Origin of the sequence: Microbacterium sp. SORGH_AS_0862, from assembly GCF_030818795.1 — a bacterium.
Classification (GTDB): domain Bacteria; phylum Actinomycetota; class Actinomycetes; order Actinomycetales; family Microbacteriaceae; genus Microbacterium.
In genome coordinates, this window is the sequence record NZ_JAUTAY010000001.1 from 2675892 (window position 1) to 2690139 (window position 14248).

The following is a 14248-nucleotide window of genomic DNA, read 5'->3' on the forward strand; positions in this document are numbered from 1 at the left end:
CTTGCAGATCGGGCTTTCGCCGATACCCCCGTCTTATACCACCCCCTTTCCGGCTCTTTGCAGTCATCAGTGTGCTGCCTCGGCGCGGCTACGACGCGCTCTGACGAGAGCAACGGCGAGAAGCGTGAACGCGGTCGTCGTCAATGTCAGGACGCCAAGGGTGATCGCGTTCTCAAGAGTGATCGATTGCGTCGATGTCCATCCCTCTGCGATGAGGGGGCCGCTGGTTGATGCTGCGACGACCAAGCCGACGATGGCGATGCCGATTCCGGCGGCGAGTTCTTGTGCGGTGTCGTTGAATGCGGCGCCGATTGATGTGCGGTCGGAGGGGAGGCCGCGCATGACGTTGATTGTCGTAGTGATCATGGTCACGCGCATGCCTGCGGCGACGAGCATCATCGCGATGGCAATGAGGACATAGCTCAAGCGCGCGAAGAGGGCGTAGAGCAGGAGCCCGGTGATGACCGCGCAGGAGCCGAAGAGCGCGGATTTGTCGATGCCGAATGTCTTGACGATTCGTTCGACGAAGGGTCCGATCGCGATCATGGTGATGACTTGCGGAAGCACACCGAGTGCGGCGAGTGCAGGTGGCCATCCCCACACGAGCTGCAGTTGCAGGGTGACGGTGTAGCCGAGGCCGGCGGTCGCGAGTCCGAGCGCCGCTTGATAAATCAATCCCGTCGAGACGGGGCGGCGTCGGAGTAGCGCCATGTCGATGAGCGGGTGCGACGCTCGGCGCTGACGGACGACGAAGGCAGCGAGGGCGACCACGGCTGCCACGCCGACCGCCCATGCACCTGGAATCGCGTCGAGGAGCATCGTGGGGGTGAGTAGCGCGAGGACAATCGCGGCAGTGCCCAAGATAGCCCCGAGCACATCGATGGGAACAAGGCGCAGCTCATCCGGACGGTCGGCGCGGATCCCGAGACGAATCCCGAGAAAAGCCAGTACAGCGATGGGGACGTTCATCAACAAGAGCGTCTGCCAAGGAGCGACCTCGAGAACCAGCCCGCCGATTGTCGGTCCGACTGCGAGGCCGACGAGTCCGACCGTGGAGATCAGGGCGGTCGCCCGCACGCGGAGTGCATCGTCATCGAAGAGTCGAAACGACAACGCCATCGAACCGGGGGCGGTCATGGCCGCGGCGACACCGGTCAGCGCCCTAAGAAGGACCAGTTCCTCGGGAGTCGACACGAACAAGACTGCCGCGCTTGACACGCCGAACAGCGCGAGGCCGATGAGCATCATGCGGCGGCGACCGAATCGATCAGCGATGGATCCGAAGACGAGCATCAGTGCGCCGAACATCAACGCATAGGCGCCGCTCACCCACTGCAATTCTGATGCGGAGGCTGCCAGATCCTTCGCGATCGTCGGCAGTGCGACGTTCAGCACCGAGGTGTCGAGCATTTCGATGAGGAACACTGCCGCAAGACCCGTGAGGGCAAGCCCCGCAGCGCGAAGCGACTGCGGGCGGGTGCCCGCGTTCGGGTGCTGCTGTGAATTGGATCGCTGTTCCATAATCTCATATTGGATTGCCGTTCCATTTGTGTCAAGATGGAAGCATGCCCGCTTCACACACCTCGGGTCGGCGACGCAAAGACGCTTCCTTGTCGAGGGAGGAGATCGTGCGTGCGGCAATCGAGATCCTCGAAGAGTCCGGCGAAACGGGGCTAACCTTTCGAATGCTCTCAGAACGGTTGCGTAGCGGGTCGGGCGCGATCTACTGGCATGTCTCGAATCGGAACGAACTTCTCGACCTCGCCTGCGAGCAGGTGCTCGCGAACGTCGCCACGACAAACGACCAGAAGCCCATACGGGAGCTTGAGGCCATCCGCAGCATCGCGCTGTCGCTCTTCGATAACCTTGACCGCCACCCCTGGGTGGGTGCGCGACTCCCCAAGAGTCCCGGGCTCCACGGAACACTGAGAGTGCTGGACCGGATTGGCGGACTCCTCGACTCCTACGGCGTCCCGGCCAAACGCCAGTTTTACGTTGCAACGGCAATCGTCACCTACGTGATGGGAGTGGCCGCACAAATGGCCGACAACGCCCAGTCGGTGACTCCCGGGCAGACGCAGGACGAGTGGCTCATGGAACAGTCCAAACGATGGGAAGAGCTTGACGCCGAGCGGTACCCGTTCCTTCACGCCACCGCGTCGGACTTCCGTCACCATGACGACCGAAGCCAGTTCACCGTCGGATTGGACTTGATCCTGCTGGGAATCCAGAGAGACGTCGATTCCCCCGGGCGGTGAATGATCCTAGGCGCTGAGTCGGGTCCTCTTCGGCGCCGGTGGTTTCACTGCACTCAGTGAGGTTGTCGCCATCCAGGGGCCGCTCCACCAGCCGCGCCAGCCGAGCGGTTGGGTTGTGACGTGTAGGCCCGCTGCGCGGAGGTCTTGGGCGTACTGCTTCGTGCGTCGGATGTCCGCGATGAGGATCGTCCCTCCGTCCGAAAGCACTCGCACGGCCTCGTTGATTGCGTCGCGGCGTCCTTCTCGGGAAGGGATGTTGTGAATGGCGAGGCTGGCAGTGATGAGGTCGAACGAGTTCGACTCGTATGGCAGCGCGGTCATGTCTCCGGTGTCGAATCGGACTCGATCATCGACGCCGTTCATCCTTGCGTTCGCCTGTGCGGCCTCCGGGGTGTTCCCGGATTGGTCGACGCTACGCCAGAGATCGATACCGACGACGGTCATCGCTGGGGCTCGTCGTGCCGTCATGATTGCGACCATGCCGTGCCCGCACCCGAGATCGAGTGCGTTCCGGCGATCGCATACGTTCGCGGACCGCAGAATCTGCTCCCAGAGGATGAATTTGCCGCGCAGTGAGGCATACCAGAACAGCGCTGCCCCGAGTACCGAGGCTAAGGCGACGACGCAGAGGAGGACTGTGATGGGCCGCCACGCAGACCATAAGACCACCGATGCGATGGCAAGGCAGGTGTAGAGGATGGCGTAGCCGATCCACATCCACGGAACCCAGGGGGCGTCCACCCCGTAGCTGCCTAGCGGTCTTTCGCTTCTCATGTCATCATGGTACTATAGTTTTAGTAACGAGTATAGGACGTGGTTGATGTCACGGCAGACGACAAAGATCATGGTGTTGGGAATCGTTGCGTATCGCGGTCCCATCGGTGCGTACGGCATCGAGAAGGTGCTGAAGGAGTGGGCGGTCTCTCGCTGGACGACCATCGCCGCACCGTCGATCTATCAGCAGCTCCGCACCCTGAGCTCGCGCGGTTTCATCGACGTGACGAGCGGCGAGAGCGAACGGGCAACGCAATACGTCTGCACTACAAAGGGTCGTGAGCAGTTGCTCTCCTTGCTGCGGTCACTGCTGGAAGAGCGAGACTTTCAACCGCTGAGCCTGATTCCGCTGCTCTACTTCACGCCCACACTGACGATTGATGAACTTCGTCGCGGACTCTCTGCACGAGTGGCCGCTATCGAGACGGTGCTCGCCCATGAGCAGGAGTTTCTTGATCAGTCGCGAGATCTCGGACCCGCGCATGCCATGGAGATCCTCCGCCTCACGTGGCATGGCTTTCGGGCCGATCGAGACTGGTGTCTCGATTACCTGGCACGTCTTCCGGAATCATGGCAGGTCGGTGGCTGGATTGATTGCGACTGATCTCAGGCGGCCTTACCTTCGCCCACTCGAACACACGCCGCTGACTTCCCTCAGTTGACTGCCACGCCAATCGGCGACCGCTGGCGTACGAGTGACCGCTCTCGTCATGAGGCTCAGTCGAAGTCCGGGTTCGAGCAGATTCCCAAGCACCGGTGCGGCTCGCGAGAGAACGTCGCGCGGAGTGGCATCCGCCTTCGTTTTCCGAGGGCATATGAACTGCCGTCAGCGTGGTCCTTGGCGGTCGCGCCCGGGACGCGCGCGGATCGGAACCTCAACGCTTCGCAGTCCGTTGAGCACGGTCTGCGGGTCGAACCCGAGTCTGCGTCCGATGATCGCGGCCGAACGTCCTTCGCGATACAGCGCCGCCGCGGTCGAGATATCCGCCTCGCTCATCCGGCGAACGGTCTGGATTCCGCGCGAGGCGAGATGCGCACCGACGGTCTGCCGTGTGACACCGAAGTGTCGTGCTACCTCGGCCACGTTGCGCACTTCCTGGTAGTGAGCGACCAGGTCATCTACCTGCGCAGCGCGTAGCTGGCGAGCAGTACCACTCCGCTGCGTAACGGATCGTACTCTGCGGGACTGCGCTGCTTGCACCGCCAGCTCTGCCGGACCGCGGCCGTCGCAATGTTTGGAGTAGGCGTGCAGTAGGTCCACCACCGGAACTTCGACAAGCGAAGGCCCCAGCATCCGATCGACGGATGCTGGGGCCTTCGCCATCGCCGTGGCTCAGGTCATCCTTCGACGGCGACCGTCTCGGACACTGTCGGACGAGGAGTTGCGGGGACGAAGACGAGAAAGAGCGCCGTTGCAACGCTGACGCCGCCCACGGCTACGACCGCGACCGTCAGCCCACCGAGCACTTCGCTGAGGGCCACCACGACGAGGGGCGAGGCGAACTGTCCGAGGTAGATCGACGACCACCACCACCCGATGCCCTGTCCTCGGCGCGATGGCGGCACCGCGTCGACGGCCCATGTCACGAGACCGGGGAGCAGCGACCCTGTGCCCAGACTGGTGATCGCCATCGCTGCAGCGATCCCGGTCGCTCCCGGGGTCAAGGGCACGACGAGTAGTCCGCAGCCGGCCAGGACGAAGGCGACGATGCGGACCTTCGCGGGGTCTATGACGCGCACGAGGAGGGGATAGGTGAACGCGCCCAGCGCGGTGGCCAGCGAAACGATAGCGGCGGTGAGCCCGATCGTCCCAGGCGACGTGGTGCCGGCTCCGACCAGCAGGTACGGGAGTTGGACGATCGGAATGAGTAGGACGATGGCCGCGATGAAGCTGATTGCCATTGGAAAGGCCAGCACCCGCGCTGAGAGGCGTGTCCGTGTCGGGCCCGCGGTCGTCTGCGAGGAGCGACGCCCGACGGGCCAGAGGATCAGCCAGCCGGCCACGGCGAGCACGAGCGATACAGGATAGACCCAGAAAGGTGCGCGCCATCCGAGGTTGCCCAACAGTCCGCCGAGCGCAAGGAACACCGTTGCCGCGAGCGCGGTGACGACAGCCTGCAGGCTGAGGTACCTCACTCGCATGCGCTGCACGTAGTAGTCGGTGATCAGCGCGGTGCAGCAGGTCATGATGAAGGCTTCGGCAGCGCCCACAGCCAAGCGGGTCGCGATGATCGGCGCCAGGCTATTCAGGAAGGCAGGCGCCGTGCCGACGAGGGCGTAGACGACGAGCCCGATCAGCAGCACACGCTTGCTTCCCAGACGTTCGACGAGAAGGCCGGCGACGGGCGAGAGGAGCCCGATGAGCAGCGCCGGCGCCGAGGCGATCAGCGGAACGAGCGCGGCAGCGGCCGGATCGTTTCCGAACTGCTGACCGATGGACGGCAGCACCGGCGAGATGAGAACCGTCCCCAGCACGGGCATGCTACTGGCGGCCAACAGCAGAATGCCTTGCGCGGCGGTAGCGTGACGACCCGTGCGCGGATCGACGGGGGCGGACTCGGAGGACTGTGGAACGGGGGTCGGAAAGTTCATCGTTGAACCTTTCTTCTCTGTGGGACCGCGCAGCGGGCGACGCGGCAGGTGCGGTATCCCCGGCCTCAGACAGCGACCGCGGGCACGGGGTGGCGTCGACCTGCGATCCAGCTCATGGACCGCGAGATGATGGCCCGGTAGTTGTCCAGGAGGATGCCGTAGTGCTGGCCTGGGTATTCCCAGAGCTCTTTCTCGCCGCGAAGGTCATCGAAGAATGCGCGAGCATCGGCCACGGGAGCAACAGTGTCGTTCGACGCGAGCACCATGAGCACCGGCGCGACGATCCTCGGCGCGTACCCGCCGACTTCGGCCTCGAACACTCGTCCGGCCGAGGACAGTGTGAGCTCATTACGGAAACTGGGCAGATCCATGTAGCGCTGTACGAACGCCCATCCCTCGGGGTCATCGAACATGACGTCGGGACCTCCGGGAACGCGTACCCCGCTGGTCTGCAGCATTCGAGGTTCGGCCCCGTGCAGCTGAGCACTCCGATCCCGTGCGAGATCCTCGTCGAGTTGGCGAAGGGCGTCTGCCGGGAACAGTCCGCGGGCCGAGAACCCGCTGATGGGTGGGACGATCGCGACCACGGATGCGATGCGGTGGTCCGTGCCGGCCACCAGCAGGCTGACCAGCCCTCCCAGACTGAGACCCAGCAATGAGATCCGGCCCGCGTCGATTCGGGGGTGGTCGGACAGAAGGGTGATCACATCGCGCAAGTCTCGCGCGAACTGCAGCGGATCGACCTCCTGACGCGGAAGCCCATCGCTGTAGCCGAAACCGCGGTGGTCGTAGAAGAGCACCGCTGACCCGCTTTCGGTGAAGGTCGGCGCAAGGTCGTAGATGCCCTCGGCGACACTGCCAATCCCGGAGTGCGCGATCACGACCGGTGACGGTTCTTCGTCCGTCGGCGGGAGATACAAGCGGCCCCGCAGCGTCGTCGTGGGAAGGTTGAAGGTGACATCTTCGTACATGGACATCCTCTCTGAGGTCCTGAGGGTCGAACCGGGTCCGTTCGACGAACGCTCCCACTTTCGCCGTGAATAACCCATTCGTCCAGAGCCCTATTTGTATGGTTTTCATCCATAAAACAGATAATGTTCCTCCATGCAACTCGACCTCAACCTTCTTCGCCCGCTCCACGCGCTGTTGCAGGAGCAGAGCGTCACACGCGCCGCTGCGGCGCTTGGGTTGTCTCAGCCGGCGTGCAGTGCTGCACTCGGTCGGTTACGACGTCACTTCGACGATCCGCTTCTCGTCCGAGTGCGCGGTCGCGGCACCCAGTTGACGCCGCTGGCGCGACGCCTTCGGGGCACGGTTGCAGCGCTCATGAACGACATCGACGCGGTCGCGGGAGCATCGAGCTCCTTCGACCCCGCCACCAGCGACCGCGAGTTCACGATCCTGGTGTCGGATGCCGAGGCCGAGGTGATCGCTCCGGCATTGATCCAACGGCTACGCCTCGAGGCGCCTCATGCTCGCCTTCGTCTCGAGGCGCCCTCCAGCGCCATGCAGCCGACGCTCCGTGAGCAACTCAGCCGCCACGATCTGGTTGTCCTCCCGGAGCCGGCGCTTCCGGAGGGCGTGCCCACTCTCACCCTCTACGAAGAGCGGTGGGCCTACGTGGTCTCCCTCGACGACGATCTTCGCGAACCCGTGGATCCGGCCTATCTCGCTCGTCGCAGCTGGGCGGCTTGCTACGACATCATCAACGCGCCGTGGTCGCCCGCCCGGCTGATCGAGCGCAGCGGCATGGAAGAGATCCTCGTGGTCCGCACCGACAGCTTCCTCCAACTGTTCGCGGTCGTCGAGAGCGGAGGCCTGACTGCGCTGGTGCCGGCGCGGCTTGCGATCAAGCGCTGCGCGGCCAACGCCACGAGGTGGGTGCCGGTGCCGGAACAGATCGCCCCGTCGTTTCGTATCTGCGCTGCGTGGAGTCCGCTTCACACGCTCGATCCGGCTCATCGATGGCTTCGTGAGCTGGTCGCATCGGTCGTCGCCTGAGTCGCCGCGTCCGCCGAGGCGGGCATCGCTCCAGGCGCGCAATCGGTGTGGTTACGCCGACTTCGTGAGCCCGGACCCGATGGGAAGTCTCCGTCCGCGACGAAACCCGATCGCCATCCGGCCGTTGTCGAATCGAAACACCGCGCCGATCTACTGGAAAGCATGGAGAACGTTTCAGCGCTCGCACCGGCCCAACACGACCGCGTATCGACGCGCGTCAGTCTAGCCCTGCTCGGTGTCCGCAGCGACGCGCCCGTGCGTCGCGCCGGCGGAGCCGGCCCCAGCGATGACGGCCATTTCATCGTCGACGGCGAAGGGGCCGCCATCCCGTTGAATCCGAAGAGTCCGTATGTCATCACGGCAACCGGTCGGCTCACCCGCGACGGCGCCGACCTCGGATTCGATGTCGCGCCGGTCGCGCGCCCTCGGTTCTACGATCTGCAGACCGACGAGGGCGTTGCCTACGACAAGATCGCGAAGCTGCATGGCAAGAACGTTCTCGCGACCACGGTCGTGCAGACGTGCGTGCGATACGACGAGAGCGAACGCTGTCGATTCTGCGCGATCGAGGCCTCTCTCGCCGCCGGCACGACCATCGCAGTGAAGACGCCGGCGATGCTCGCCGAGGTAGCCGAAGCTGCGGTGAGGCTCGACGGCGTCACTCACATGGTCATGACCACCGGCACCTCCAACGGGTGGGATCGGGGTGCGAAACACCTGGCCCGGTGCGTGCGCGCGGTGAAGGCGGCGGTGCCGCAACTCGAGATCCAGGTGCAGTGCGAGCCGCCCGCCGACCTCCAGGCCATCACTGATCTGTACGGCGCCGGCGCCCGGTCCATCGGCATCCATGTCGAGTCCATGGATGACGAGGTGCGCCGACGGTGGATGCCGGGCAAGTCCCGCGTGAGCATGGACGAGTATCGCGCCGCGTGGCGCGAGGCTGTGCGGGTGTTCGGCTGGAACCAGGTGTCGACCTACCTGATCGTCGGGATGGGGGAGGACCCAGATGAGGCGGTCGAGGGAGCGCGCGAGTTGATTGAGATGGGCGTCTACCCGTTCGTCGTGCCGTTCCGCCCGCTGAAGGGCACGCTCGCCACCGACGTCGACAAGGTTCCGGCGCCGCACCGCGCGGTCGTCGACGACATCACCTCGCGGGTCGCGAAGCTGCTGCACGCGGCCGGTATGCGCGGCGAGGATCAGAAGGCCGGCTGTGCCGCGTGCGGGGCGTGCAGCATCCTCAAGACGGCGGGCGCATGATGTTCGACGTGCCGGTGTTGACCGGCACACCCCGCACGCAGGAGGCGCCCGCGTGGGTGATCCGGGTGGCCGATGCGGCGGACCTCGCCGCGTACCGCGCGATTCGGCGCGACGTCTTCGTCGACGAGCAGGGGCTTTTCGCCGGCACGGATCACGACGACATCGACGACGACCCCCGCACCGTGGTGCTCGTCGCGGCGACCGCCACAGGTGACGTGCTCGGCGGGGTGCGGTTTGCCCCCGCCACCGCACGCGACATCGGCTGGTGGACGGGCGGCCGACTGGTCGTGCGTCGCGGCGCTCGGCACGCGGGCGGGATCGGTTCCGCTCTCGTTCGCGAAGCGTGTCGCGAGGCGGTGAGCCGCGGCGTGCTGCGCTTCGACGCCACGGTGCAGGAGCGCAACGAGCCCCTCTTCCGCCACCTCGGATGGGTGCGTTGGGGCGAGACCTCGATCGGCGGTACTCCCCACGTGCGGATGCGCTGGCCCATCGACCGCATCGTCGAGCTCGTAGGGGCGATGAAGCTCCCCCTCGGCGACGTGCTCGCCGGCATCCGCGACGACCATCCCGACGCCCTCGGCGGCGACGGCTGGGTGGGCGACGACGGGGCGCCGGTGTCGGGCACCGACGTCGTGGTCGCCACCGACGCGATCCTCCCCGCCCTCATCGACAAAGACCCCGAGTGGGCCGGGTGGTGTGGGGTGCTGGTGAACGTCAACGACCTGTCGGCGATGGGCGCGCGGGCGGTGGGGCTGATGGATGCCGTGTCGGCGCCCACCCCGTCGGCGGTCCGCCGCATCGTGTCGGGGTTGCGCAGCGCCGCGGTCGCGTGGGATGTGCCGATCCTGGGCGGGCACACGCAGGTACGCGGGGCGGCGTCGCTGGCTGTGACAGCGCTCGGGCGAACGTCCGCGCCGATCCCCGGAGGCGGCGGGCGGGCCGGGCACCGGCTCGGGCTGACCGTCGACCTGCACGGCCGCTGGCGTCGCGGCTTCGAGGGCCGCCAGTGGGACTCGACCTCCACCCGGACGGGGGAGGAGCTGCGGCACCTGGCGGGGCTCCTCGCTGCGCACCGGCCCGCTGCGGCGAAAGACGTCAGCATGGCCGGCATCGTCGGCACGACGGCGATGCTCGCCGAGGCCTCCGGCACCGGCGCGCGCATCGACGTGGCCGACATACCCGCGCCGCCCGACGTCGCCTTCGGCGACTGGCTCACCTGCTTCCCTGGGTACGGCATGCTCACGGCCGAGGCGCTCGAGATCCCCTCGCCGCTCGCGCACTCGGCCACGATCGGTCAACTGAGCGCCGAGCCCGGCGTCGTGCTGAGGTGGCCCGACGGCGTCGAGACCCGTGCGCTCGACACGGATGCCACCGGCCTCGGCCAGGCGTAACGCTACCTCTTTCCGAACGAAACCAATTCGAAACACCAAGCCGCGAACCTGTTAGCAGACACCCGCTCGACCCCCGTTCCACCGACGCGAAGGACACCACCATGACCACCGACATCGATGCCCAGATCGCAGAGAACATCGCCAAGTCCCTCGGCGAGGTCCCGCACCCCTCGCTCCCCAAAGGCAGCAACATCTACGGCTCGACGAAGCTCTTCCCTGACTTCCAGGCGGAGGACGGCGAGACGTACTTCACTCTCATCCACGGCATCCCTCACGAGTCCTCGGTGAGCTTCGTCGCGATCCTGCAGGCCACCCGTGCCCTGCGTAAGGGCTTCGAGTCCGCGATCTACCTCTACGGTCCTGGCACGCTCGCGGCGACGGCCAACCGCGGCTTCCCCACCACGGGCGACGCCGGATTCCCGGGCGAACTCAACATGAACAACTCGCTCGAGACGTTCATCAAGGAGGGCGGCACTGTCTACTGCTGCCGCTTCGGCCTGGCACTGCACGGCATCCGCGAGGAGGACCTCATCGAGGGCGTCATCCCCGCGCATCCGCTCGACGTGCAGGACGCGCTGATCTACTACGCGCGCAAGGGCGCGATCATCAACTCCACCTACAACCTCTGAGGCCGAGCATGACGATGAAAGTGGCATCCGTCTCGGCGAACTTCACCCGGGACCTGGAGCAGAACTACGCCCTCATCGCCGACCTGCTGGCGCAAGCCCGCGCCGAAGGGGTGACCTTCGTGGCATTCCCCGAGGCGGCCATCGGGGGATACCTGTCGTCGCTGGGAAACCACGGCGACACAGTGAAGACCACGAAGCGCTCGATGCCGCCGGCCATCCGGCTGGACGGCCCCGAGATCGCGCGCGTGCAGGAGCTCGTCGGCGACATGGTCGTGACGATCGGCTTCTGCGAACTGGCCGACGACGGTGAGACGCGGTACAACGCCGCGGTCTGCCTGGACGGCGAGAACATCTACGGCTCGTACCGCAAGGTGCACCAGCCGCTGGGCGAGAACATGTCGTACTCGGCCGGCGACACCTATCGCGCCTTCGACACCCCCGTCGGACGCGTGGGCATGCAGATCTGCTACGACAAGGCGTTCCCCGAGGCCGCGCGCATGCTCGCCCTCGACGGTGCCGAGATCGTGGTGAGCATGTCGGCGTGGCCCGCGGCGCGCACCGCGACCGCCGAGAACCTGCAGGACGACCGATGGACCTACCGGTTCAACCAGTTCGACATCGCGCGGGCCCTCGACAACCAGGTGTTCTGGATGGCATCCAACCAGTCCGGCACGTTCGGATCGCTCCGCTACGTCGGCAACGCCAAGGTGGTCGACCCGGGCGGCAACATCCTCGCGACGACCTTGCTCGGCACCGGGCTCGCCATCGCCGAGATCGACGTCGAGGAGACGTTCCGGACGATGCGCGGGGGCATGTTCCACCTGCGCGACCGTCGACCCGACGTGTACGGCCCGGTCACCGAGACGGCCGGGGAACACGTCGAGGGATGGAAGGAGCTGGCCCGTGCCTGAGATGCGTTTCGCGGTGCGCTGGCCCGACGGTGTCGAGTCCTCGCACTACTCGCCGAGCCTCGTGATGCACGACTACCTCTCCACGGGGAGCAGCTACGACGTCGCCGATTTCGTCGCGCGATCGAGTGAGGCCCTGGATGCCGCGGGCGAACGCGTGCGGGCCGCCTACGGCTTCGCATGCACCTCGGCCATGGCATCTCGTGACGAGATCGTGCGGTCGGCGGCTGCCTACGACGGCGGCGAGGTCACCGTGCTGCTCATGGAGCCTCCCCTCCCGGTGGGTGCGTCATGATCGCCGTCGACCTGCAGCCGGGCGACCACTACTCCGCGGTCATCGTCGGCGGCGGCCAGGCGGGCCTCTCGGTCAGCTGGCACCTCGCGCAGGCGGGCGTGCGGCACGTCGTGATCGAGCGGGACTCCGCGGGGCACGAGTGGCGCGACGGCCGGTGGGACAACTTCACCCTCGTGACCCCCAACTGGCACTGCCGGCTTCCCGGTTACGCCTACGACGGCCCCGACCCCGACGGGTTCATGACTCGCGACGAGGTCTACGCCTGGGTGCGCGGCTACGCCGACACGTTCGGCGCTCCGATCGCCGCGGGCGTGGAGGTGCGGCGGGTCGACCGTCGCGACGACGGCGTGTTCGTCGTGCAGACCAGCGCGGGCGAGATCACCGCGGATGCCGTCACCTCGGCGACCGGGGGCTATCACCGCCCCATCACGCCGTCGTGGGCCGACGACCTGCCCGAGCGCATCGTGCAGATGCACTCGCACCACTACCGCAATGCGGGACAGCTCCCGGGTTCGGTGCTCGTGGTGGGGACGGGGCAGTCGGGCACGCAGATCGCCGAGGACCTCCACCTCGAGGGGCGCCAGGTGCACCTCGCCGTGGGGCGCGCGCCGCGCGTGGCGCGGTTCTACCGCGGGCGGGACTGCATGACGTGGCTCGCCGACATGGGCGTCTACGACGTGCCGGTGGGTGAGCAGGCCGCCGCCAAACGCGCGGCGACCAACCACTACGTCACCGGGCGCGACGGCGGACGCGACATCGACCTCCGCCTCTTCGCGGCGCAGGGGATGGGCCTCCACGGACGGGCGATCGGCGTCGCCGACGGAAGCCTCGCGTTCGACGACAGCCTCACGGCCAACCTCGACCGGGCCGACTCAGTCGCCGAGTCGATCAAGAACGATATCGACGCCTACATCGCCCGCGAGGGGATCGACGCTCCCGTCGAGGAGCGCTACCGGCCGGTGTGGACGCCGCCCGCGGGTCCCACGCAGCTCGACCTCGACGAGATCGATGCCGTCGTCTGGGCGATCGGCTTCCGTGCGGACTGGTCGTGGCTCGGCGATCTCGACGTGCTCGATGCGAGCGGTCACCCGGCGCACGAGCGTGGAGTCACGGCGGTGCCCGGGTTCACGTTCGTGGGACTCCCATGGCTGCACACGTGGGGCTCGGGCCGTTTCCACGCGATCGCACGGGATGCCGAGCACGTCGCCACCTCGATCGTGGCGGGGTCGCGGAGCGTCCTCGCGGTGCGCTGAACGGCCACCGCGTACTCTCGGGGAATGGCATCCGTCACGATGGCTGCGGTGGCGGCCCACTTCGGTCGCGACGTCGAGCGGACACTCGCGAAGCTCCCCGGCATCGTCGAGGACGCGCGTGACCGCGGCGTCGACCTCCTCGTCCTCCCGGATGCCACGATCGGCGGCTACCTGCTCGACCTACACCACCCGGTGGAGGAGGGGGACGGCATCCCGCACTCCGTCGAGATCGACGGGCCCGAGGTCGCCGCGATCGTCGCCCTGGCGGGTGACATGACGGTGTGCTTCGGGATCGCGGAACGCGCGACCGAGGGCGGAGAGCAGTTGCGCTACAACTCGGCCGTGTGCGTGACGGGTGACGGCGTGCTCGGGGTGCATCGCAAGGTGCACCTGCCGCTGGGCGAGTCGGAGGTCTACGCCGCCGGCGACGACTTCCGCGCATTCGACACCCCGGTCGGTCGCATCGGCATGCTGATCGACTTCGACAAGACCTTCCCCGAGGCGGCGCGGTCGGTCGCGCTCGACGGCGCCCAGGTCATCGCGTGCCTGAGCGCGTGGCCGGCAAGCGTGACCGACCGTTCCGACCGGATCCGCAACGACCGGCAGGCTCACCTGTTCGACCTGTACGACTGCGCCCGGGCAGCGGAGAACCAGGTCTACCTCGTGTCGTCGAACCAGACCGGCGTGCTGGGCGGCCTGCGGTTCCTCGGGCAGGCGAAGGTCGTCGACCCCGCGGGCGAGATCGTCGCCAAGACCTGGGCGAAGGGCGGGCTCGCCGTCGCCGAGGCCGACGTCTCGACCGACATCGCTCGCGCGCGCCGTTCGCTCAACCACCTGGCACAGCGCGCGGAGCACGCCTACCGACTCACCGCTCCCGCCTGAGCTCCGCG

Annotated in this window: 15 protein-coding genes; 10 read left to right on the top strand and 5 right to left on the bottom strand. The window is 66.8% G+C overall.

Going from position 1 to position 14248, the window contains the following annotated elements:
* Positions 1 to 66: 66 nt before the first annotated feature.
* Positions 67 to 1521 carry an MFS transporter gene (locus tag QE377_RS13135; RefSeq protein WP_307220018.1) on the bottom strand — a complete coding sequence of 485 codons (1455 nt, stop codon included), beginning with the start codon at positions 1519 to 1521 and terminating at the stop codon, positions 67 to 69.
* A gap of 44 nt (positions 1522 to 1565) precedes the next feature.
* On the opposite strand from QE377_RS13135, the gene QE377_RS13140 reads away from it, so the two are divergent.
* Positions 1566 to 2258 carry a TetR/AcrR family transcriptional regulator gene (locus QE377_RS13140; protein WP_307323939.1) on the top strand — a complete coding sequence of 231 codons (693 nt, stop codon included), beginning with the start codon at positions 1566 to 1568 and terminating at the stop codon, positions 2256 to 2258.
* Between the two features lie 6 nt (positions 2259 to 2264).
* Here the strand turns inward: QE377_RS13140 and QE377_RS13145 are convergent, their stop codons facing one another.
* The gene (locus tag QE377_RS13145; RefSeq protein ID WP_307323942.1) at positions 2265 to 3032 is read right to left on the bottom strand and encodes a class I SAM-dependent methyltransferase; all 768 of its coding nucleotides are present in this window, start codon (positions 3030 to 3032) and stop codon (positions 2265 to 2267) included.
* A 46-nt stretch (positions 3033 to 3078) separates the two neighbouring features.
* Here QE377_RS13145 and QE377_RS13150 point away from each other — a divergent pair, with 46 nt between their 5' ends.
* A complete protein-coding gene (locus tag QE377_RS13150; RefSeq protein ID WP_307220025.1) occupies positions 3079 to 3636 on the top strand; it encodes a hypothetical protein in 558 nt (185 codons plus the stop codon).
* Between the two features lie 222 nt (positions 3637 to 3858).
* Here the strand turns inward: QE377_RS13150 and QE377_RS13155 are convergent, their stop codons facing one another.
* The 3 genes from QE377_RS13155 to QE377_RS13165 all read right to left on the bottom strand — a co-directional run bounded on the left by QE377_RS13155 (position 3859) and on the right by QE377_RS13165 (position 6595).
* Positions 3859 to 4029: a helix-turn-helix domain-containing protein gene (locus QE377_RS13155; RefSeq protein ID WP_307323945.1), complete on the bottom strand. Its 171-nt coding sequence runs from the start codon at positions 4027 to 4029 to the stop codon at positions 3859 to 3861.
* A gap of 341 nt (positions 4030 to 4370) precedes the next feature.
* A complete protein-coding gene (locus QE377_RS13160; protein WP_307323948.1) occupies positions 4371 to 5624 on the bottom strand; it encodes an MFS transporter in 1254 nt (417 codons plus the stop codon).
* A 65-nt stretch (positions 5625 to 5689) separates the two neighbouring features.
* A complete protein-coding gene (locus tag QE377_RS13165; protein WP_307323951.1) occupies positions 5690 to 6595 on the bottom strand; it encodes an alpha/beta hydrolase in 906 nt (301 codons plus the stop codon).
* A 133-nt stretch (positions 6596 to 6728) separates the two neighbouring features.
* Between QE377_RS13165 and QE377_RS13170 the strand changes: the two genes are divergently transcribed.
* From QE377_RS13170 to QE377_RS13205, 8 genes are all read left to right on the top strand, one after another.
* Entirely contained in the window at positions 6729 to 7625 is an 897-nt protein-coding gene (locus QE377_RS13170; RefSeq protein ID WP_307323954.1) for a LysR family transcriptional regulator, read from the top strand.
* A 162-nt stretch (positions 7626 to 7787) separates the two neighbouring features.
* Positions 7788 to 8882, top strand: a complete 1095-nt coding sequence (locus QE377_RS13175; RefSeq protein WP_307323957.1) for an MSMEG_0568 family radical SAM protein — start codon at positions 7788 to 7790, stop codon at positions 8880 to 8882.
* Entirely contained in the window at positions 8879 to 10273 is a 1395-nt protein-coding gene (locus QE377_RS13180) for an MSMEG_0567/sll0787 family protein (RefSeq protein ID WP_307323960.1), read from the top strand. The genes QE377_RS13175 and QE377_RS13180 overlap by 4 nt, the downstream gene beginning before the upstream one ends.
* Positions 10274 to 10374: 101 nt before the next feature.
* On the top strand, positions 10375 to 10902 hold the full coding sequence (locus tag QE377_RS13185) for an MSMEG_0572/Sll0783 family nitrogen starvation response protein (protein WP_210072631.1): 528 nt from the start codon (positions 10375 to 10377) through the stop codon (positions 10900 to 10902).
* Between the two features lie 8 nt (positions 10903 to 10910).
* Positions 10911 to 11813: a carbon-nitrogen hydrolase family protein gene (locus QE377_RS13190; protein WP_307323964.1), complete on the top strand. Its 903-nt coding sequence runs from the start codon at positions 10911 to 10913 to the stop codon at positions 11811 to 11813.
* A 1-nt stretch (position 11814) separates the two neighbouring features.
* Complete coding sequence (locus tag QE377_RS13195; RefSeq protein ID WP_307326004.1) at positions 11815 to 12105, top strand: MSMEG_0570 family nitrogen starvation response protein; 291 nt, start codon at positions 11815 to 11817, stop codon at positions 12103 to 12105.
* Positions 12102 to 13358 (top strand): MSMEG_0569 family flavin-dependent oxidoreductase, encoded by a 1257-nt coding sequence (locus QE377_RS13200; RefSeq protein WP_307323967.1) that lies wholly within the window; start codon positions 12102 to 12104, stop codon positions 13356 to 13358. Before QE377_RS13195 ends, QE377_RS13200 begins: the two co-directional genes overlap by 4 nt.
* 24 nt (positions 13359 to 13382) lie before the next feature.
* The gene (locus tag QE377_RS13205) at positions 13383 to 14240 is read left to right on the top strand and encodes a carbon-nitrogen hydrolase family protein (protein ID WP_307323969.1); all 858 of its coding nucleotides are present in this window, start codon (positions 13383 to 13385) and stop codon (positions 14238 to 14240) included.
* The last annotated feature ends 8 nt before the right edge of the window (positions 14241 to 14248 follow it).